18 protein-coding genes are annotated in these 20748 nt (G+C 37.6%); 9 read left to right on the top strand and 9 right to left on the bottom strand.

Translation table 11 applies throughout. The annotated features are described in order from the left end of the window. Nucleotide 1 precedes the first annotated feature (1 nt). The 4 genes from JYB62_RS03475 to JYB62_RS03460 all read right to left on the bottom strand — a co-directional run bounded on the left by JYB62_RS03475 (nt 2) and on the right by JYB62_RS03460 (nt 3294). Complete coding sequence (locus tag JYB62_RS03475) at nt 2-973, bottom strand: deoxyhypusine synthase family protein (protein ID WP_205644043.1); 972 nt, start codon at nt 971-973, stop codon at nt 2-4. Nucleotides 974-1071: 98 nt separating this feature from the next. Next, nucleotides 1072-1671 (bottom strand): OmpH family outer membrane protein, encoded by a 600-nt coding sequence (locus tag JYB62_RS03470; RefSeq protein WP_317194623.1) that lies wholly within the window; start codon nt 1669-1671, stop codon nt 1072-1074. Between the two features lie 97 nt (nt 1672-1768). Beyond that, a complete protein-coding gene (locus JYB62_RS03465) occupies nt 1769-2671 on the bottom strand; it encodes a histone deacetylase family protein (RefSeq protein WP_205644042.1) in 903 nt (300 codons plus the stop codon). A gap of 56 nt (nt 2672-2727) precedes the next feature. Next, nucleotides 2728-3294 (bottom strand): hypothetical protein, encoded by a 567-nt coding sequence (locus JYB62_RS03460; protein WP_074224312.1) that lies wholly within the window; start codon nt 3292-3294, stop codon nt 2728-2730. Between the two features lie 96 nt (nt 3295-3390). Here JYB62_RS03460 and JYB62_RS03455 point away from each other — a divergent pair, with 96 nt between their 5' ends. After that, nucleotides 3391-3822: an AlbA family DNA-binding domain-containing protein gene (locus JYB62_RS03455; RefSeq protein ID WP_205644041.1), complete on the top strand. Its 432-nt coding sequence runs from the start codon at nt 3391-3393 to the stop codon at nt 3820-3822. Here the strand turns inward: JYB62_RS03455 and JYB62_RS03450 are convergent. Beyond that, on the bottom strand, nt 3811-4176 hold the full coding sequence (locus JYB62_RS03450; RefSeq protein WP_205644040.1) for a phage holin family protein: 366 nt from the start codon (nt 4174-4176) through the stop codon (nt 3811-3813). The two genes, JYB62_RS03455 and JYB62_RS03450, sit on opposite strands and share 12 nt — an antisense overlap. 143 nt (nt 4177-4319) lie before the next feature. Here JYB62_RS03450 and JYB62_RS03445 point away from each other — a divergent pair, with 143 nt between their 5' ends. Next, nucleotides 4320-5069 carry an acyl-CoA desaturase gene (locus JYB62_RS03445; RefSeq protein ID WP_205644039.1) on the top strand — a complete coding sequence of 250 codons (750 nt, stop codon included), beginning with the start codon at nt 4320-4322 and terminating at the stop codon, nt 5067-5069. A gap of 175 nt (nt 5070-5244) precedes the next feature. Then, on the top strand, nt 5245-5574 hold the full coding sequence (locus JYB62_RS03440; protein WP_205644038.1) for a BlaI/MecI/CopY family transcriptional regulator: 330 nt from the start codon (nt 5245-5247) through the stop codon (nt 5572-5574). 67 nt (nt 5575-5641) lie between these two features. On the opposite strand, the gene JYB62_RS03435 is transcribed toward JYB62_RS03440, so the two are convergent. Next, nucleotides 5642-8875 (bottom strand): S41 family peptidase, encoded by a 3234-nt coding sequence (locus JYB62_RS03435; RefSeq protein ID WP_205644037.1) that lies wholly within the window; start codon nt 8873-8875, stop codon nt 5642-5644. A gap of 191 nt (nt 8876-9066) precedes the next feature. On the opposite strand from JYB62_RS03435, the gene tyrS reads away from it, so the two are divergent. The 3 genes from tyrS (at nt 9067) to JYB62_RS03420 (ending at nt 12634) form a co-directional block, all read left to right on the top strand. Beyond that, a complete protein-coding gene (tyrS, locus tag JYB62_RS03430; RefSeq protein ID WP_205644036.1) occupies nt 9067-10359 on the top strand; it encodes a tyrosine--tRNA ligase in 1293 nt (430 codons plus the stop codon). A gap of 151 nt (nt 10360-10510) precedes the next feature. Next, nucleotides 10511-11209: a TetR/AcrR family transcriptional regulator gene (locus JYB62_RS03425; protein ID WP_205644035.1), complete on the top strand. Its 699-nt coding sequence runs from the start codon at nt 10511-10513 to the stop codon at nt 11207-11209. A 3-nt stretch (nt 11210-11212) separates the two neighbouring features. Then, nucleotides 11213-12634, top strand: coding sequence for an amidohydrolase family protein (locus tag JYB62_RS03420; protein ID WP_205644034.1), 1422 nt, complete (start codon nt 11213-11215; stop codon nt 12632-12634). A gap of 52 nt (nt 12635-12686) precedes the next feature. On the opposite strand, the gene JYB62_RS03415 is transcribed toward JYB62_RS03420, so the two are convergent. Beyond that, entirely contained in the window at nt 12687-14186 is a 1500-nt protein-coding gene (locus JYB62_RS03415; RefSeq protein WP_243431522.1) for a peptide MFS transporter, read from the bottom strand. 344 nt (nt 14187-14530) lie between these two features. On the opposite strand from JYB62_RS03415, the gene pckA reads away from it, so the two are divergent. The 3 genes from pckA to JYB62_RS03400 all read left to right on the top strand — a co-directional run bounded on the left by pckA (nt 14531) and on the right by JYB62_RS03400 (nt 17405). Then, nucleotides 14531-16141, top strand: coding sequence for a phosphoenolpyruvate carboxykinase (ATP) (gene pckA, locus JYB62_RS03410; protein ID WP_205644032.1), 1611 nt, complete (start codon nt 14531-14533; stop codon nt 16139-16141). 107 nt (nt 16142-16248) lie between these two features. Beyond that, nucleotides 16249-16683: a peptidylprolyl isomerase gene (locus JYB62_RS03405; protein ID WP_205644031.1), complete on the top strand. Its 435-nt coding sequence runs from the start codon at nt 16249-16251 to the stop codon at nt 16681-16683. A 113-nt stretch (nt 16684-16796) separates the two neighbouring features. After that, nucleotides 16797-17405, top strand: a complete 609-nt coding sequence (locus JYB62_RS03400) for a hypothetical protein (RefSeq protein WP_205644030.1) — start codon at nt 16797-16799, stop codon at nt 17403-17405. Nucleotides 17406-17411: 6 nt separating this feature from the next. On the opposite strand, the gene JYB62_RS03395 is transcribed toward JYB62_RS03400, so the two are convergent. Both JYB62_RS03395 and JYB62_RS03390 read right to left on the bottom strand, forming a co-directional pair. Then, the gene (locus tag JYB62_RS03395; protein ID WP_205644029.1) at nt 17412-18113 is read right to left on the bottom strand and encodes a TrmH family RNA methyltransferase; all 702 of its coding nucleotides are present in this window, start codon (nt 18111-18113) and stop codon (nt 17412-17414) included. Nucleotides 18114-18124: 11 nt separating this feature from the next. Further along, nucleotides 18125-20731 (bottom strand): DNA gyrase/topoisomerase IV subunit A, encoded by a 2607-nt coding sequence (locus tag JYB62_RS03390; protein ID WP_205644028.1) that lies wholly within the window; start codon nt 20729-20731, stop codon nt 18125-18127. Between the last annotated feature and the right edge of the window lie 17 nt (nt 20732-20748).

The following is a 20748-nucleotide window of genomic DNA, read 5'->3' as shown; positions in this document are numbered from 1 at the left end:
ATTATTGACCCAAAACGATGGCAAATACCAGCGGGGCCACAATAGTTGCATCAGACTCAATAATGTACTTTGGTGTCTCCATCCCCAGTTTGCCCCAAGTGATTTTTTCATTTGGAACAGCACCAGAATAAGAACCATAAGAAGTGGTAGAATCAGAAATCTGACAAAAATATCCCCAAAGTGGAACATTATCTCTTTGTAAATCCTGATGCAACATTGGTACCACGCAGATAGGGAAATCTCCTGCAATTCCCCCGCCAATTTGGAAAAATCCAATGGTACTTTCATCAGTTGCCGTATTTGTATACCAATCAGCAAGGTAAATCATATACTGAATTCCGGTTTTAACCGTATGAACATTTTTAATATCTCCCGAAATCACATGACCTGCAAACATGTTACCTAGCGTGGAATCCTCCCATCCTGGAACAATGATCGGCAGGTTTTTCTTGGCTGCTTCTAGCAACCAGCTATCTTTTGGATCAATTTGATAATACTGTTCCAATTTTCCAGAAAGAAGTATTTTGTAAAAGAACTCGTGAGGAAAATAAGCTTCACCTGCTTGGTCTGCCTTCTCCCATTCTTCCAAAATCACATTTTCAATTCTCCTCATGGCTTCCATTTCAGGAATACAGGTGTCAGTTACACGGTTCATATGACGCTCCACCAGATCCTGTTCTTGAGCAGGTGTCAATTCCCTGTAATTAGGAATTCGCTCATAATAATCATGAGCCACTAGGTTAAAAACATCTTCTTCCAGGTTAGCTCCTGTACAGGTGATAATTTGTACTTTATCCTGACGGATCATCTCTGCCAAGGAAATACCCAATTCAGCAGTAGACATGGCTCCGGCAAGAGTAATCATCATTTTACCACCGTTATCAAGATGGGTTTTGTATCCCTCAGCAGCATCAATTAAAGATGCAGCATTAAAATGACGGTAATTGTGTTTTAAAAATTCCGTGATTTTCATTCGTTCATTGTTTCATTAGAGCCGTAAAATTACCTAAAATTTCAGCACAAAAAAACCCGGACTTTGCCGGGCTTTTAAATATCAAAATATGCCTGTTTTTATTTTGCTGAATCGGTAGAAGTACTATTGTACTTTTTATTCAAACCTTCAATAACAGCGTTTGTAACATCCATTGCATCACTTGCATACCATACAGCACCACCTCTAGTGTAGGATAAAATAACATCAAGAGAGTTTTCCTTTGCGTAGTTATCTAAATATTCCTGAACCTGAGTGTATACTTCATTATAGAGATTTGCCTCATCCACAGAAAGTTCCTGCATCAAGTTATCTCTATAGGTCATTAAATTTTGTTGTTTCTTACCAAGTTCATCTTGTTTAGCCAATGCTTGGTTTTGTGTCATACTATTTGCAGACTGCTGAAAGTTAGCTACTTCTCGCTCAAACCCTTGAGCTCTACTTTGAAGCTCACCTTCAAATTTTTTGCCTTTTTCTGTGATCTCTTCAGACTTCTTTACAAAGTATTCATATTTGTTAATCACAGAGTCCGTATAGACGAATGCTACTTTCAAATCACCGCTGGCCGTAGTAGTTGCTGGAGTAGAACCCTCAGATGATGTAGCAGCAGGTTGGTTACATCCGTAGAATAGTACTGTGGCTAATCCTAGGATACCGAACAGTTTTAATCCTTTTTTCACTTTTTATTCTTTATGGTTGACAAGGGCGCAAATATAAAGAAAGTATTGATTTTGCAAGGGACTCAAGCTGCAGCTTCCGTTAAAATCAGTTAAAGATTCAAAAAAATATTTCCTGAGCTAACCGATAGACTTGTGCATGGGCATCTATAATATCCTTTATTTGAGGTGAATAACCTCCTCCCATGCAACACATGATTGGAATTTCGTTTTGGTGAGCAAGTTCCAAAACAATTTTATCTCTAGCCATTACGCCTTCCAAGGATAGCGCAAGTTTTCCTAATTTATCTGTTTTAAGAACATCCACACCTGATTGATAGAGTATAAAATCTGCATCAAATTCTTCTAAAATTTTATTTAGGTGAGTATTAAGAAGATAGAGGTATTCCTTGTCCTCGATTTTATCAGGTAAGCCCACATCCAAATCTGATTTTTCTTTGTGCATAGGATAATTGGACTGTCCATGCATACTGAAAGTAAATACCTCTTTGACGTTTTGAAAAATCTCAGCAGTCCCATTTCCCTGATGTACATCCAAATCAACAATCAATACTTTTGAAGCATGTTGATGTTGAATCAAGTAATTGGCAGTAACAGCCAAATCATTCAGCAAGCAAAAACCCTCTCCCCGGTCAGAGTATGCATGGTGAGTACCTCCAGCAATATTCATAGCTATTCCTTGTTCTTTGGCGAAAAGGGCAGATTGAATAGACCCTGAAAGAATCTTCACCTCCCTATCTACCAAATCCTTACTCAAAGGAAAACCTGTTTTCCGGATCTCGGATTTAGTCAATTCCAAATTCTTAAGCCTTTCCCAATAAGTTAATTTATGTGTAGATAAAATCACCTCTTCCCCAAACAGGTCAGGATCAAAGAAATTTTCTTCTGTAGCAGTTCCTTCATACATCAATTGTTGTGGTAGGAGGGCATATTTCTCCATTGGAAATCGATGTCCAGCAGGAAGCGGGTGGGCATATATGGTTGAATAAGCAATTTTAAGCATAAAAAAAACGCTTGTACTTAAACAAGCGTAAAGAGAAAGTGTTTTTTCCAGTTGAATTAATCTCCTTCAATATCCTCCTCTTCTGATTGAAAAGCATACATGGTTTCGTCTAGGGTAATGGTATCGTCATTAAATTCTTTAATAAACTTTTTAATGACTTTATCATCAATGAATTCTACATTTAAAGCAGCGTCAAGACCGATTCCGAAATCATGATGCGTATCAATGTCAACAAATTCCTGAACCTTTACTGCTTCCTCTTCTTCCATTTCCATGATCATTTCCGTGATAAACCAACCCACTTCTTCTTGCTCACTTGTCAATGGCAACATATTTCCATTCTCATCTTCTTCATAGGATATCCCATTGAAGTTAGGGAATTTTTTTGCTGCCTCATGCTCTGCGATTTCATAAACTTCACTGGCATGGTGCAACCTTAGTGTATACAAAGCCGCATCATAAATCACCTCTTTACCTTCATACATTCCTATGAAATAAAAATTTACAAATTCATCAGAATTTTCTTCATCAGGTATAATCTTGTAAGGTCTATTTGCCTTCTTTAACTCAGACTTGAGCTTTTCAATATTTTCTGGATCAAATCCCGCATTTATTATGGACATCGTATAAAAATTTTATCGACTAATATGTTTTATCAAATTTTGACTCTATAGTACTAAATAGATGTTTAATATACATTCAAAATCTAAACGAATAAAATGAAATCTACATTCTTTAGCGAGGAATTTATAAAAAATCTAATCAATTCTACAGAAAATAAAACTTTGGATTTCAAGCTAAAAGTTACGTCAACTTCAAAAATTGCTAGAAGCCTAGCTGCCATGGCCAACACTGATGGAGGAATTTTGATTATTGGAATTAATGATCAAAAGAAAGTAATCGGAATTGATTTGAATGAGGAAAGGTTTATGATAGATCAGGCTAATGAAAGTTTTTGTACACCCAAAGTCTCCATTTCAATGCATAACTTCTTATGGAAAGACGAAGAAAGCAAGAAAACAAATTCAGAAAAGTGGATTCTAGTAGTGGAAGTAAAAAAATCTGAAGGCCCCACCATCTATTGTGAAGACAAATCAGGAATCAAACGTAAATACATCAGAGTAGGAGATCAAAATCGGCTAGTTTATTGAATCCAAACTATTTCCGAAAAGGGAATTGATAATGCTAAGTAAGACAGCGAAAAACAAGGCCCACCAGAAGCCATCTACCGAAAACCCAGGAATAATTTCAGCTGCCAATAGCAGCATGGCGGCATTAATTACCAGCAAAAAAATCCCTAGAGTCAATATTGTAATAGGCAATGTAAGAATGATCAATAGGGGCTTAATCGTCAAATTAATTAAAATAATGACGGCTGCAAGTATAAATCCTGTTACAACCGAGTCCACGTGAATTCCTGGTAATAAAAATTCTGCAATTAATACTGAGATGCCACCTATTATTATTTTGACTAAAAAATTTCCAGCTTTTGATGAGTTTTCCATAAACTAATTATACATAATTTATTTAAAAAAAATCAAAAACTGATTTTTATCACATACTCAACTCCAAAGTCTACTGAGAAAAATTAACTTTTTTATTCAGGAGAGGTTTATATTTGTAAGTCAATTAATAAAACCTACAACTAGTGATTATTATAATTTTCTTTCTGTTACACTGGTATTTCTCTTTATTCTGCCAGAGTTTCTTTCTTCATAGATACGCCGCTCACCAAATGTTTGTGATGAACAAGTATTGGGAACGCTTTTTCTATTTATTTACTTGGATCTGGCAAGGAAGCTCCTATTTATCACCTCGAGCTTATGCGATTCTACATAGAATGCACCATGCTTATTCCGATACTCCAAAAGATCCTCATAGTCCACATCATACCGAAAATCTATTCACCATGATGTGGAAGACTAAAAATATTTATAATGATTATTTCAGTTTTAAGCTGACTCCCGAGGAACGTTTTTCAAAAGACATCCCTGATTGGAATAAATTTGACAGGTTTGCAGACACTATGTATATCCGAGTTGCATGGGGATTATTGTACGTACTTATCTATGTACTTTGTATTTCAGTATTTGAACTTCCAGGCACTCATTGGTGGATGTATTTCTTATTGCCTATTCATTTCTTAATGGGACCTGTCCATGGTGCTATTGTCAACTGGAGTGGTCATAAATATGGATATGCCAACTTTGACAATAATGACAAATCCAAAAACAGCCTGCTATTAGATGTTTTAATGTTGGGTGAATTATTTCAAAACAATCATCACAAATTACCCAATAGACCAAATTTTGCTGTCAAATGGTATGAATTTGACCCCACCTACCCCATTGTAAAACTGTTGCATGCAACCAAGATCATAAAATTAAGAACCTCCTAAAATCAAAAGCCTCCAGATGGAGGCTTTTTTGTTTCTTGGACTTTTTAAAGCGTTTTTTTTGTACTAAAAAGCTTTAATTTGTAGTAAAAATAGAATTTAACTAAAGATTTGTTTGCTTTTACCAAACTAAACGAATAATTTTCTCTACGATTTAAAACTTAACGCCTAAAATTTTATGAAACCATTAACTAGAGCAGAAGAGGAGATTATGCAGATCCTCTGGGACATTGAAAGGGGGTTTGTTAAAGACATCCTTGCAGCAATGTCAGAGCCAAAGCCAGCATACAATACGGTATCCACTATTGTTAGGATTTTGGAAAGAAAAGGTTTTGTAAGTCACAAGTCCTACGGAAAAAGCCACGAGTATTTTCCAATTGTTTCAAAAGACGAATACAGAACATTTATCATCAAAAAAATGCTTGAAGGATATTTCGAAAACTCCTTCGGTAAACTAACAGACTTCTTTAAAAATGACGAAACATTGAATACCAAAGAGTATCAATAATTCAAAATAAAGAATATGCAAAAAAACCTGGCGAATGCCAGGTTTTTTTATGTTCAAGAAGTATTATCTAATCAATTTCTTTTAATAACTCCTCAATCGCCTTTTCTAATTGTTGGTCAATTCCCTGATCAATTTTTCCAGGCATATTTTTCACTTCAAATTGAGGTCGGGTTTCATTGTTTTCTAACCACTCACCAGCTTTGTTCTTAGCAGAAATTGGCACTGCTCCCCATCTGCCTCCATCTGGTAAACTCTCCCATCCAGCAAATGAACAAGTACCAGGTGTAGGCATCCCAACCGTTTTTCCAATTCCTAAATCGGTATACCCACAAGCAAAACAATGTCCATCCGAGTAGTTTGCTTCATTAAACATTGCCAACGTTGGCTTTGTCCATCTTGCAGTAGGTTCATATCCTACATCTCTGTCTTCTGTGGCATAGGTAAGAAACTTTTCACCTGTAAAAAACATTGCCAAATCAGCCACCAAATCTCCTCCTCCATTAAACCTTGTATCCACAATTACTCCTTCTGTATCGTGGTATTTCCCCATCATTTCTTCATATACATTTCTATAAGGTCCATCACTCATTCCTGGAATATGTACATAACCAAGTTTACCATCACTCGCTTCAGTTACCTCCTCTTGGTTCTTCTTCACCCAACGCTTGTATAGCAACTGATTCTCTTCTCGAAGAGAAATTGGCTTAATGGTAACTTGCTGACTACTACCTGAAGATGGATCTACTACTTCTAAAAGAGTAAACTTATCTGCTTTCCTATTTAGGAATTTGGCAAAATCCTGATCAGCTGAAATGGTAACTCCGTCAATTTTTTGAATCACCATACCTGGTTTGATACTCAAATCTGCTTTGTCCAATGGACCGCCTGCAATTACTTCCTCAATCTTCACTCCATCTCCTTCAAACTCATAATCCCAAAACACCCCTAGTGAAGCAGTTTCGTCTGCCATTGAAATACTTCTGGAATAACGCGCACCAGCATGAGAAACATTCAATTCCCCGATCATCTCAGAAATCATTTCTGCAAATTCGTAACTGTTCCCAATGCTTGGAAGATACTTCTCATAAGCCACTTTTGCTGCATCCCAATCCACTCCATGCATATCTGGAGTATAAAAAATCCCTTTCGTTCGCAGCCAAATATGCTCAAACATATATTCTCTTTCAGCATTGGAGTCATAAGTCATCTCTCCTGAAATCTTTACATTTTCCTTTTTCATCGACTCAGGGTCAATCTTTGAAATGCTTCCATTGGATAAAAGAAACAAATTCTTCAGGTCTTTATCCCACATCAAGCTTCCATAACTTGCATCCAATGCAATCTCTTGTTTGGTTTCTTTGGTGCGGAGATTTGTACTCCATAGATTCATGCCTTTTTCAAAACTGGTCAAATAAAACAGCTTCTCCCCATCTTTGGATAACACTGCATCTCCTAGATTGGATGAATGAATAGTCAACCTTGCTTTCCTTTCTTCCAGACCTTCCCAGTCAAACATGATGTCTTCCACTTTTTTATCATCCTTCTTATCAGATTTCGATTTATCTCCTTCTTCCTCTTTTTTATTTGACTTTTCGATCTCTTTCATCAAATCAAAATCTTCTTTGGACATCGTGAATTTATCCCAAGCCTCTTTATCAAAAAACATGGAATAAACATCATCTTGGCTTCTACCACTGGTGGCATAACTTCTCATCCCATCTCTATTTGAAAACCAGAGCATTTGTTTTCCTCCATTGACCCAAGTGGCAGAATTATCCCCATACCCACTCCTGGTTAGATTCTTCATTTTCTGGGCTCCGGTTGCATCCAACAGCACGACCTCCGAATTGGCCATGGTAGGTCTATAAGTAGCCAATAACCATTTGCTATCTGGAGACCAAGTGTAATATTGATCCCCGTCTCTCATATGGAAGAGCTCTTCAGGAGTCATTAAAGTCACTGTTTCTTTAGAAGCAAGATCCATTACTTTCAGGGTTCTTCTTCCTTCTACATAGGCAATTTTCTTTCCATCAGGTGAGAATTTACCTTCATAGGCATCTTGATCTAGACTGATTAAAGGTTCTTCAGTTAAATGTGTGGATGCATAGAAAAAAGGTTCTTCATCTCTTACCTTCTTACTTTGGTAAATGCTCCATTTTCCATCTCGTTCGCTAGAATAAATAACAGATTTTCCATCGGGAGAAAATTCCAAGAAGCTTTCTTGTTCTGGAGTATTCGTAATTCTCTTTGTCAGAGAACCGTCCACTGAAGTAACAAATACTTCACCTCTGGCAATGAATGCAATTTCTTTTCCATTTGGAGAAATGACCATTTCCCTTACTCCACCATTGATGGCAATAAAATTATCGGGATTACTAATAGCCTGAGTCTGAATACTCACTTCCAATTTTTTAGGACTTCCCCCTATGGCCATTGTATATAGCTCTCCGTCATAACCGAAACTCATTAGACCTGAATCAGAAATAGTAAGGAAACGAACAGGAAAGCCTTCAAAGTTGGTAAGCGCAATGGATTTTGAAGGATCAGATACCGGCATGGAAAAAACATTGAAACTTCCATTGGCTTCACTCAAATAATAAATTTCAGATTCATCCGGTGAGAAAACCGGGTTTCTATCTTCTCCATAAAATGAAGTGAGCATGGTATGGGAATTGGAATTGCGATCATACATCCAAATATCTCGGGCAATGCCTGATTGATGGTGTTTTCTCCATTCATTTTCCCCACCTTTTTTATCATGGTAAATCAACTTACTGCCATCTTTATTAGTCTGTACATATTCCGCAGGAATCGTCCAGATTTGATCCACTCTACCAGATTTTCTTGGCACTTGATACAATTCAGGCTGTGAGCCAGTAGGATATTGGCGATGCTCGGCAATATCCATTCTCGTAGCCCCAAAAATTACATTCTGGTCATCCGCACTAAAGTCAAATGGCTGTTCATCATTGGAATGGTAAGTCAGGCGGGTTGCTGGACCTCCAGTAGCGTCCATAAGAAATACATCAAAGTTTCCATAACGGTCAGATGCAAAAGCAATTTGTTTTCCATCCTTACTCCAAACAGGCTTGTAATCATGGGCCTCATGAAAGGTAATTTGTTGAGCTTTTCCACCCAAACTGGAAACTAAGTATAAGTCTCCCTTAAAAGTAAATGCAATTTGAGACCCATCTGGAGAAATTGCTGGGTACCTCATCCATTGAGGGGTAGATTGGGCAAAAGAAAGATTTCCTACTAGAATGAATAATAAGGAAACAAAAGAACTAACTAACGATCTCATAAATAAAGTATTGTTTGCCTGAAAGTAAGTAAAATTAAGCTCTAATTTCGGAAGGATATTTTGATTGGAAGAAGATTTATATAAATCTAGGCTAATTCAATTTTCTCAAAATTAGGTAAACAATGGATCTTTGCTTCCATGCTTCCCTTAGGAAAGCTATATTTGCGACTCGAAAAAATCACAAGACATCGATGAATTCATTTATAGAAGAATTGCGTTGGAGAGGAATGCTTCAGGATATGACTCCCGAATTAGAAGAACACCTAGCGAAAGGGATGGCTTCTGCATACCTTGGTTTCGACCCTACTGCTGATTCATTACATATTGGTCACTTGGTTGGGGTAATGACCCTACTTCATTTCCAAAGAGCTGGCCATAAACCATTTGCATTGGTAGGTGGCGCCACTGGAATGATCGGAGACCCTTCATTTAAATCTGCAGAACGAAACCTCTTAAATAAGGAAACTTTAGATCATAACGTATCTTGCATTAAGGCCCAACTTTCAAAGTTTTTAGATTTTTCCGGGGCAACAGAAAATAAAGCTGAGTTGGTTAACAACTACGACTGGATGTCCCAATTTAGCTTTTTGGAGTTTATCAGAGATGTAGGAAAGCACATCACGGTAAATTACATGATGTCTAAAGACTCTGTAAAAAGAAGGTTGGAGGATGGTAATGGACTTTCTTTTACTGAATTCAGCTACCAATTAATCCAAGGTTACGACTTTTATCATCTTTGGAAAAATAGGAATTGCTCCATCCAATTAGGTGGTTCTGATCAATGGGGAAATATTGTAACTGGAACAGAACTGATCAGAAGAATGGGAGGAGGAAGTGCTTATGCATTGACTGTTCCATTGATTACCAAAGCAGATGGAACCAAATTTGGTAAAACGGAAGGAGGATCTGTTTGGTTAGATCCCGAGAAAACATCTCCATATGCCTTCTACCAATTCTGGTTGAATGTCTCGGATGAAGATGCATCTAAATACATTCGAATCTTCACCACTTTGGACCAAGCAAATATTAAAGGTTTGGAAAAAGAGCATCAAGAAGCCCCCCATTTGAGAATTCTCCAGAAGGAAATCGCTAAGAACGTAACCATTATGGTTCATAGTAAAGAGGATTTTGAAATGGCAGTGAAAGCCTCGGCTATCCTTTTCGGAAAATCATCCACAGAAGACTTGGCCTCTTTAGATGAACGGACTTTCCTACAAGTATTCGATGGAGTGCCTCAGGTACAGATTAGCAAAAGTGAGTTTGAAGGATTAGAATCTGTTTTAGACCTTTTTGGGGAGCCAAGCCAAGGAGTAATTTTCAGCTCTAAAGGAGAAGCAAGAAAAATGATTCAAGGAGGAGGAGTTAGTATCAACAAGGAGAAAATCGCAGATCCCAATGGAGTAATTTCTTTCGAATTATTGCAAGGAAAATACTTGCTAGTTCAAAAAGGAAAGAAAAATTATTACATCGTGGAAATCAAGTAATTGACCCTCAGTCAGAAATAAAAAAGGCTTTAAAATTAACTTTAAGGCCTTTTTTTATGAATTCATCCTAAAATATAATTCAATCCACAGGGTGTTTTTGACCGGAGTTTAATACCTTTGATTACTTGTAAAGAACTCTAAAAATTTACCCATGGCCGGAGAAAAAACAAATAAAGAAAAACTAATCTTAGACGCTGCTGTATCACTTTTTACGAGCAAAGGCTTTCAAGCAACTCGAATGGAAGATGTGGCAAAGACTGCGGGGATCAGCAAAGGATTGACCTATTTTTATTACAAGAATAAAGAAGACCTTTTTATGGCCTTAACCAAAAAGGCTTTCGATCAATTTAAAGATGAATTCCGGGAAATATACCGAACCAAAGGTAAAAATGGACTAGAGATGCTAAGTGAATTGGTAGTGAGGATTCCAGCATTTGCCAAAGCCAACCAAGTATATTATGATTCTATTTTGAACTTTCTGGATTTAATGAAAAAATATAATAATCCTGAAACCAAAGATCAGATCAATCCATTGATTTTAGATTCTATCCATTTCCAAAAACTACTTGAAATCCACCATGAACCAGCCAAAATTGGTGTCATGATGGTGAGCCAGGGAATTAAAGATGGTAGTATCAGACCTGAGTTACAGCCAGAAATCACTTTCTACACCGTTTGGAGTATGATCATTGGTTATGAAAAGATGATGGGACCAATTGAATATGAAGGAAAAGAAATCAAAATAAGTCCTTCCAATTGGCAACCTGGATTTCAGAAATTATTACAAGACATGCTCAGAGGTACCATTCAGGCAGTTAAGCCAGTCACAGTTCAAGGATCCTTATTCTAACCCATGAAGTTTAATTATTATCTATTCGCTGCGCTTACTTTCGCAGCTTGCGAAAGCAAAAAAGAAACAGATCTTTTGATCAGTAATGTCACTATCATTGATGTTAAAAATGGTGAAACTATTCCAAATCAATTTGTAGCTATACAAGGAGATTCCATTTTGGAAGTAGGGGGAAATGAACTCTCTCAAAAATTTCGAAGCAAAACCCAAGTAGATGGAGGGGGTAAGTTTCTTATGCCTGGTCTTTGGGATAACCATGTCCACTTTGGAGGTGCGGAATACATCGATGAAAACGAGCAGCTTTTACCTCTTTATTTAACTTTTGGGGTTACTACCGTAAGAGATGCAGCAGGAGATATCAGTTTAGAGGTTTTAAAATGGAGGGATGAAATCAACAATGGCCAACGGATTGGCCCTAAAATTCTCACCTCTGGTCCCAAATTAGAAGGGATAGAATCCATTTGGCCAGGAGATCTGGAAATCGGCACTGAGGAAGAATTAGAACTTGCCTTAGACTCCTTGGAAAAATTGAAGGTAGATTTTATCAAGATTACTGATAACACCTTACAACCTGAGCTTTTTCTGGAAGCTGTCAAAAAAGCTACTGCAAAAGGTTGGAGCGTATCAGGTCATATTCCTACTGCTTTGACCATTGACCAAGTTTCCAAAGCTGGACAAAAGACGGTAGAACATTTGGGTTATTTAATGCGAATGACTACTCCATTTGAAGAAGAAATCAGCAAAGCCCGAGGAAATGGCACCATGAGTGCGGTAGATGCTGCTAAGCTACAAGCAGAAAGCAGAGATGACTCCGTCACCTTGGCAAAATTTAAACTATTGGCTCAACAAGGAACAGGAGTGGTCCCTACTCTATTGATTAGCTCCAATATTGCTTATCTGGATGAACATAATTTTGCCGAAGATACCATCCTCCATTATTTAGGTCCCAAATTGAAAGAGAGTTATCAATGGCGTATTGAAAGGATGGCCAATGATACTCCAGAGGACAAACAGAATCGAAAGGATAATTTTGAAGCTACAGCAAATTTAATCCCTTTGGTAAAAGAGTCAGGAATGAAAATCTATGCAGGAACAGATGCCGGGTATTTGAATACTTATGATTTCCCTGGTTTGGCTATTCATTTGGAACTCCAACAACTTGTCAAATATGGACTAAGTCCTAGAGAGGCATTAGAAGCTTCTATCATCAATGGTCCAGAATACTTTGGTTTAGAAGAAGAGTTTGGGAGCGTAGAAGTTGGCAAAAAAGCGAATTTAATTCTCTTGGAAAAAAATCCTTTGGAGGATATTACAGCTACCTTATCCATTCAGGATGTAATAAAAAGTGGTGAATTTCTAGATAGAAATCAATTGGATCAAATGCTTAAAGAAATCAAGTCCTGGGTTTCAGAGAAAGAAAAATAAAAAAAGGGAAGTCTGACTTGACTTCCCTTTTTTTATGAAATAATTCATTGAATTAATGAACCTCCCCCATCATTTTTCTGATGATTGGTTTCAGTAAAAACAAGAGTACAGCTGAACCTACCACAGTATATACAATCAATAAATATTGATCTGGCATATTGGCAAGGGCTTCTTCGGAACCACCACTGGCTTCTCCTGCAATTAGACCTGCAATCAGATTACCCAAGGCTACAGAGAGGAACCAAATCCCCATCATCTGACCACCATATCCATTTGGAGCAAGCTTGGTAACCAAACTTAAGCCCACAGGAGATAAACTCAATTCCCCAAAGGTATGAAGTAAATAGGTCATGATTAACCAAGTAGGAGCAGCTAAATCACCTGAAGCAGCAATCTTAGCTGCAAAATACATGACAAAGAATCCCAAGCCCAACAACAACAATCCAAAGGTGAATTTCAAAGGAGAACTAGGCTCTAAATTTCTTCTTCCCAACCAAACCCAAAGAGCACCAAAAAAAGGAGCAAAAATGATAATGAAAAGTGAGTTAATTGACTGGAAATAACTTGCTGGTATTTCCCATCCTAATACGGTTCTATCCGTAAATCGCTCTCCAAATAAATTCAAGGTAGACCCTGCTTGCTCAAAGCCAGACCAGAACATGGCTGAAAAAAGAAATAGAATTGCGATAACCCCAACTTTATTTTTATCTGACTTACTCAGTCCACCAAATGCAATTACATAGCCTAAATAACCAAATGCAACCAAGGCGATGACGGTTCCAGAAGCACTAGCGATTGCAGAAACATTAATAGGAATCACCCCCATAAACAGCACGGTTAAAATAGCCACTAAACCTACTCCAATCCAAGTGATAGATGATTTCAACTTTTTTTGACGTTCTACTTCTGAAGGTATTTCTGCAACAGGTGCTTCTCCATATCCTTCAATGTTTTTAGCAGTTAATTTATATTGAATCAAGCCCAAAACCATTCCAAAACCTGCCAAACCAAAGCCTAAGTGCATATCATAAGTGGCCAAGGTTCCACAAGCAATCGGTGCAATAAAGCCTCCTAAGTTAATTCCCATGTAAAAAATGGAAAAACCAGCATCCCTTTTAGTACTTCCTTTTGGATACAATTGACCTACAATAGAACTGATATTTGGTTTTAGTAGTCCAGTACCTAATACAATCAAGATCAATCCAAGAAAGAAGGTAGAAGTATCCAAGGTGGTCAATTGGGTTTTGGCTTCATGGGCTCCATTTATCAAGGCTGCCACTCCAGGAACAGCCATCATAAAATGCCCAATGGCAATAATAATCCCACCATACCAAACAGACTTTTTTAGACCGAAGAGACGATCTGCCAACCAACCTCCAGGAAGAGCCAATAAATATACCCCCATGGTATATAAACCGTAAATTGCTCCAGAAGTGGTATCATCAAATCCTAACCCGCCATCTGCGATTGTTTTGGTCATGAATAATATGAGCAATGCTCTCATGCCATAATAGCTAAATCGCTCCCACATTTCAGTAAAGAAAAGAGTCATCAGACCTTTAGGATGACCAAAAACTGTTGGCCCTTCAAATTCCGGAGTTAGTTGTTTTTCCAAGAGTTAATTATTTGGGTGAATATTTAATTTACAATGATAAACGATTTTATGTCTTTTTACCAAGAATCTTTATACAATGAACGATTCAAAACCAGTGAATTAAGAAAAAATATAGCGCATTACTTTTCAAATTTTAAGAGTATTATGAAGGCACCAAATTTAGTATTGTTTTTTCTTCGTAATCGATTGAAAAGCCAAATTTCGCAGTTTTTATTGCTTTTATTAAAAGCCTTTTGCTTAATTTTGGGCAGACTTATTTCAGTTTGTAAACCCAAATTTCTATGCAGGACTCCGTTCTGGAAAAACACAGTAAAACCAAAGTACTTATGGAAATAAATACTTCTGGAAATGTTTATTTAAACCTTCCTACAGCCACATTAGTTGAGATGGCACTTGCACGGCAAGAAGGATTTCTTACCTCTACCGGAGCCTTAATGGCAGATACCGGTGAATTTACCGGTAGGTCTCCAAAAGACCGTTTCATTGTTTTGGATGATAAAACAAAAGATAGTGTTTGGTGGGGAGATATTAACATTCCTTTTGATCCAGATAAATTTGACTTACTGGAGCAGAAAATGAAGTATTTTCTTAGTGAAAAAGATCTTTTTGTTAGAGATGCCTATGTGGGAGCTGACCCTCAACACCGTTTAAATTTAAGAGTGTTCAACACCATGGCTTGGCATAACTTATTCTGCCATAACATGTTTTTAAGGCCCGAAAAAGAGGAGTTGGAGCATTTTGAGCCTGACTTCACTATCATTTGTGCACCCGATTTTGAAGCAAACCCTGCTATCGACGGAACTAAAAGTTCCAACTTTGCAATCCTGAATTTGACCAAGCGGATGATTTTGATTGGAGGAACTGGGTACGCAGGGGAAATGAAGAAAGGAATATTTTCCGTTCTCAATTTTATCCTTCCTCATGAAAAGGGAATCTTATCCATGCATTGTTCAGCAAACATTGGTAAAAAAGAGGATACAGCGATTTTCTTTGGACTATCCGGTACTGGAAAAACTACCCTTTCTGCAGACCCAAACAGGAAGTTAATAGGAGACGATGAACATGGATGGACAGATACGACTGTATTTAACTTTGAAGGAGGTTGCTATGCCAAAGTGGTTGACTTAACTAGAGAAAAAGAGCCTGAAATTTGGGATGCGATTAGATTTGGGGCCATCGTAGAAAACACCCGATTCAAACCCGGCACAAGGGAGGTAGATTATCAAAATATAGAAGTAACCCAAAACACGAGAACGGCCTACCCTATTTATCACATTCAAAATGCACAAAACCCTTCCATTGGGGGAATTCCAAAAAACATCTTCTTTCTGACTGCGGATGCATTTGGAGTAATTCCTCCAATTTCCCGACTCAATAAAAGCCAAGCAATGTATCATTTCATTTCTGGGTATACCGCGAAAGTAGCTGGAACTGAAATGGGAGTTACGGAGCCTAAATTGACATTTTCGGCCTGTTTTGGAGCGGCATTCCTTCCCTTACATCCTACTGAATATGCTTCTCTATTTGGTGAGAAAATGGAAAAACATGAGGTGAATGTTTGGCTAATAAATACAGGATGGACAGGAGGTCCATACGGAATTGGGTCTCGAATGAAATTAGCCTACACCAGAGCTATGATTACCGCTGCTCTGGAAGGGAATCTAGATCAGGTTGAATACAAGAAGCATTCAACTTTTGGATTTGAGGTACCCCAAGAATGTATGAATGTTCCAAAAGAAGTTCTTAACCCCAAAAACACCTGGGCCGATTCAAGCGCATATGATCGCCAAGCGAAAAAACTCGCCGAAGCTTTTGTAGAAAATTTTAGACAATTTGAAAGTTTTGCCTCCCCAGAAATCAAGAAGGGAGCACCTACTCCACTTGATTTATAAAACCAATTCCTCATAAATTTCTAAAGGTTTTATTCAGTTTATCTGTTTATTTTGCATTCTGATTTTTAATAAACAGAAAGAAATATCTTTCAATTCATCTTAAAGAAATGAGAACAGCTGAAATTATTACTGAAAAAGGAACCATGAAGGTGGAGTTCTATGAGGAGGATGCTCCTATTGCAGTCCAAAATTTTATCGATTTATCAAATAAAGGATTTTATGATGGACTTACTTTCCATCGAGTAATTCCAAATTTCGTGATCCAAGGTGGTTGCCCTATTGGAAATGGTGCTGGTGGTCCCGGATATAAAATCAAATGTGAACTGGATGGAGATAATCAATACCATGATCGAGGAGTACTCTCCATGGCTCATGCAGGTAGAAATACCGGAGGTTCCCAGTTCTTCATTTGTCATAGTAGAGACAATACCGCTCACTTAGATAGAAACCATACTTGTTTTGGTAAAGTGGTAGAAGGGTTGGATGTAATTGACGACATCAGAGCAGGAGACAAAATAGAAAAAATTGTTATAAGCGAATAAAAATCAAAGCCTTCCAATTAAATGGAAGGCTTTTTTCTTTTTCCATTTTTTAACGTTTAATAAGAATTGGAATAGTTATTGGACAAGTGGCCTTCCTACTAACAAGGCCCTTTATGAACAAAAAGCTTTTTAAGTATTCCTTCATTGTATTAGTCCTACTCTTAACTTCCAATCTGTATGCCCAACGCTATGGAAATGCCGTTGGAATTCGATTAGGAAATAATCAGATCAGCAGGCAGTTGGGTATTTCTTTCCAACAACGCGTAATGGATAGAACAAGCCTAGAAGCCATACTGCAAACTGATTTTGCCCGAAATTCCAGCTTAAGCTTATTACTGGAGAAACACCGACCGATTATCTCAAAGCGATTCAATTATTACTTGGGTGCAGGTGTTTCCTTTGGGAATGAAGAAAGCTTCAAAAAGAATGAAATTGAAAAAGAGATTGTTCAAACGTATGGAAATAAAACCATGGGGATTGAAGGAATTGGTGGTATAGAATTCACAATAGCCAAAACAGTTTTATCTATAGACTATAAGCCCAATTTTAATCTAGCAGGAAGAGAAGAATTTTATAGAGGACAAATTGGCTTTTCAGCAAGAACTGTGTTGACCAAAAGCAAAGAACAAAAACGAAAACAACGAAGAAGAAAAAAAGCTAAAAAACAGGGACAACAAGAACCTCTTGGAGAAAAGGTAAAATCCTTTTTCTCTAACAACTAAGGGAAGTTATCTTTTTAAAGAATCCAGAAACACTCTTTCATGAATATCAGAATTCTTCACAACAGACTTATACCATTGCAATCGAAGCTCTTGTTGCTCTTTATCATTTAAATAAAAATCAGCTAGATTCTTATGGTCAGCCTGTTGAATCAAATGGTGTAAAAAAATGGAAGCTGCGACTGAAATATTAAAGCTTTCAGTGAATCCCAACATAGGAATATGCACCAACGCATCAGCATTTTTGATCACTTCTTCACTTACCCCTTCATGTTCATTACCAAACACCAAGGCTAATTTTTCATTAGGATTGATTTCCTCTATGGTATTGGAATTAGCTTCGGGGCTTGTAGCATAAATCTTATATCCATTTTTCCGAAGATGCGAAAAACAGTCTTTCACTCCAGATCCGTCTGGATTATAATATTTTTTGAGGTCCACCCATTGGGAGGCACCACGAGTAACAAATGGGTTTATCTTGTATTCTTTTGTTTTCTCAATGACATGAACATCTTGAATTCCAAAGCAGTCACAAGTCCTTAGGACAGCACTCGCATTATGCGGTTTAAAAATATCCTCTAATACTACTGTGAAAAAGCGGGTTCGTTTAGACAGCACATCCTCCATCACTTTCTTCTTGTGATCGGTAATGTACTGTCCTAAATAATCAATTAAACCTTGGTCAATATTTTCCTGAGGATTAAAATCCATGAATAGTAGCCTTAAAAAAGACCCAATTGTTCCTCATCATCTTTCTTCACTGAAAGATCAATTGTCTGTCCTACTTCGATTTCATCATCCTCTGAATCAGAGTCATCAGTGGAAGTATTTTTGGAAGAAGATTTTTTGGTTTCAATCAGTTTAATTTCTTTAACTTGATGGGAGCTCAATTTATTTCCGATCGCTTTCCAGCCCTTCACATCGATCAGCATATCCAAGTCATAATCCTTCACCTCCTCTTCTTTACCTTTTACCAACGTTACGGTAGCCTGTGGTTGTTTTTCGGTAGAAACCACCTTCAGGTATGATTGTTTGTGATCCGTGATGAAGTTGAATTTTTTATTGATGGTAGTCGTCTCAATCTGGAATCTTTTTACGAAATAGGTTTTAGAGCTTCCATCGTAATAAATGGCTGAAATGATTGCCTCAGGGTCAAATTTCTCAATCAATAATACATTGGAAGGTTCGTAACGGTTGGTGAGTTCAAAAGAAGTCAATTCATACTCTCCGGATCTGTAGCAAACTAGGACCTTATCATCTCCCAGGAAATTACCGATAAGGTTACCTCTTTGATCAGTATTTAATCTGCCTACAATAGGATCATAATAAATGTCCAAACCTCCCAAAGTAGAAACTCCTTCCATTTTCAATTGGATCTTTCTCACAGGGTATTTGGTCAAAATATTTCCTCCTGCACCTCTTCCTTTGATTTCGATAGTAGCAAAATCAAAATCAAATACTTTAACCCTTGCTTTGGCACCCTGGGTCAAGTAAACAGTAACGATTTCTGCTTCTCCGTTTGAATTAGCAGTCAAATACAAGACTTTAGAGCCCTTTGTCCCTTTGGTTAGGTCATATTCCTTATCTCTGGTCACAGCTAGCACTTGAAACCTTTTGACCATCGCCCTTCCAGATCCTCCGTCCAAATAGATGAGGTTATAAACCATCCTTTCATCTCCTTTTCGGAAGACTCCTACGTAAAGGATATCCTTACCCATGAAATTCTTTTCCTGGATTTTGGAAACCATGCATTTCCCATCCTTTCTAATGACAATGATGTCATCTAGGTCGGAACAGTCACATACAAATTCATCTTTCTTCAAGGCAGAACCAACAAATCCATCTGCTCTATTCACATAGAGTTTAGCATTGTTTGCTGCTACCACAGAAGCTTCAATGGTATCAAAAGCTCTGATCTCTGTTTTACGCTCTCTACCTTTTCCATATTTAGCCAAAAGGTTTTGGTAATATTTGATCGCATAATCAGTCAAATGTCGGAGATTATAGTTTACCTCTTTCAGTTCTTCTTGAAGCTTTCTCATCAATTCATCTGCTTTGAAAGCATCGAATTTTGAAATTCGTTTAATCCTGATTTCGGTCAATTTGATCAAATCCTCCTGGACAATTTCCCTATAAAAATCAGGTTTATAGGGTTCCAATCCTTGATCAATCGCTTCAAGCACCCCTTCCCAAGTGGTACATTCCTCAATATCACGGTAAATTCGATTTTCGATGAAGATTTTCTCCAAAGAAGAGAACAACACCTTCTCCATCAACTCTGCCTTTCTAATTTCTAACTCTCTCTTTAAAAGTGCTTTTGTTTGCTTGGTATTATAAGCAAGAATTTCATTCACATTTAAGAAGACAGGCTTCTCATCAATAATCACACAAGCATTTGGTGAAATGGAAACCTGACAGTCTGTAAATGCATACAACGCATCAATGGTCACATCCGGAGAAACTCCAGATGCCAGTTGAATGGCTATCTCTACATCTTTGGCAGTATTATCTACTACCTTTTTAATTTTTATTTTCCCCTTATCGTTGGCTTTAAGGATAGAATCAATCAGGGAATCCGTAGTGGTTCCATAAGGTATTTCCTTGATTAATATAGTCTTACTATCTTCCTCTTCAATTCTTGCTCTAACTTTTACCTTACCTCCTCTTTCTCCCCCATTGTATTCAGAAAAGTCCGCTAAGCCACCCGTAATAAAATCCGGTAAGACATTGGTTGGATTCCCTTTCAATAAATCAATGGATCCTTCGATCAATTCACAAAAGTTGTGAGGTAGGATTTTAGTGGATAAACCTACAGCAATACCTTCCACTCCTTGAGCCAATAATAGAGGAAATTTGACAGGAAGTGTGACCGGTTCTCTTTTTCTTCCATCGTAAGACAATTGCCATTCTGTCGTCTGAGGATTAAAGACCACATCCAATGCAAATTTGGACAGTCTGGCTTCAATGTATCGTGCTGCCGCAGCTCGGTCTCCAGTCCTTACATCTCCCCAATTACCCTGAGTTTCAATCAAAAGATCTTTTTGCCCAATGTTGACAATTGCATCTCCAATGGAAGCATCCCCGTGAGGGTGATATTGCATGGATTGACCAATGATATTGGCAACTTTATTAAATCTCCCATCATCCATTTCCTTCATGGCATGAAGGATTCTACGTTGAACAGGTTTTAAACCATCTTCAATCGCAGGCACTGCACGCTCAAGAATTACATAAGAAGCATAATCCAGAAACCATTCCTTATACATCCCAGTAACTGGAACAGAATCGTGCAGGCTTCCGTCATTTGGCAAATTGTTTTCTTCACTCATGAAATAATTCCGGTTAT

Origin of the sequence: Algoriphagus lutimaris (genome assembly GCF_017051705.1) — a bacterium.
GTDB classification, from domain to species: domain Bacteria; phylum Bacteroidota; class Bacteroidia; order Cytophagales; family Cyclobacteriaceae; genus Algoriphagus; species Algoriphagus lutimaris.
The sequence above is the reverse complement of the archived record's forward strand: the minus strand, read 5'-3'. Positions and strand labels throughout refer to the sequence as shown.

Coding starts and splice junctions, on each gene's coding strand:
- JYB62_RS03415 (WP_243431522.1), bottom strand. CDS start 14,186: ATGACTCTTTTCTTTACTGAAATGTGGGAGCGATTTAGCTATTATGGC.
- JYB62_RS03400 (WP_205644030.1), top strand. CDS start 16,797: ATGAACAAAAAGCTTTTTAAGTATTCCTTCATTGTATTAGTCCTACTC.
- JYB62_RS03440 (WP_205644038.1), top strand. CDS start 5,245: ATGAAACCATTAACTAGAGCAGAAGAGGAGATTATGCAGATCCTCTGG.
- JYB62_RS03435 (WP_205644037.1), bottom strand. CDS start 8,875: ATGAGATCGTTAGTTAGTTCTTTTGTTTCCTTATTATTCATTCTAGTA.
- JYB62_RS03405 (WP_205644031.1), top strand. CDS start 16,249: ATGAGAACAGCTGAAATTATTACTGAAAAAGGAACCATGAAGGTGGAG.
- JYB62_RS03475 (WP_205644043.1), bottom strand. CDS start 973: ATGAAAATCACGGAATTTTTAAAACACAATTACCGTCATTTTAATGCT.
- JYB62_RS03455 (WP_205644041.1), top strand. CDS start 3,391: ATGAAATCTACATTCTTTAGCGAGGAATTTATAAAAAATCTAATCAAT.
- JYB62_RS03465 (WP_205644042.1), bottom strand. CDS start 2,671: ATGCTTAAAATTGCTTATTCAACCATATATGCCCACCCGCTTCCTGCT.
- JYB62_RS03450 (WP_205644040.1), bottom strand. CDS start 4,176: ATGGAAAACTCATCAAAAGCTGGAAATTTTTTAGTCAAAATAATAATA.
- JYB62_RS03390 (WP_205644028.1), bottom strand. CDS start 20,731: ATGAGTGAAGAAAACAATTTGCCAAATGACGGAAGCCTGCACGATTCT.
- JYB62_RS03425 (WP_205644035.1), top strand. CDS start 10,511: ATGGCCGGAGAAAAAACAAATAAAGAAAAACTAATCTTAGACGCTGCT.
- JYB62_RS03420 (WP_205644034.1), top strand. CDS start 11,213: ATGAAGTTTAATTATTATCTATTCGCTGCGCTTACTTTCGCAGCTTGC.
- JYB62_RS03395 (WP_205644029.1), bottom strand. CDS start 18,113: ATGGATTTTAATCCTCAGGAAAATATTGACCAAGGTTTAATTGATTAT.
- tyrS (WP_205644036.1), top strand. CDS start 9,067: ATGAATTCATTTATAGAAGAATTGCGTTGGAGAGGAATGCTTCAGGAT.
- JYB62_RS03460 (WP_074224312.1), bottom strand. CDS start 3,294: ATGTCCATAATAAATGCGGGATTTGATCCAGAAAATATTGAAAAGCTC.
- pckA (WP_205644032.1), top strand. CDS start 14,531: ATGCAGGACTCCGTTCTGGAAAAACACAGTAAAACCAAAGTACTTATG.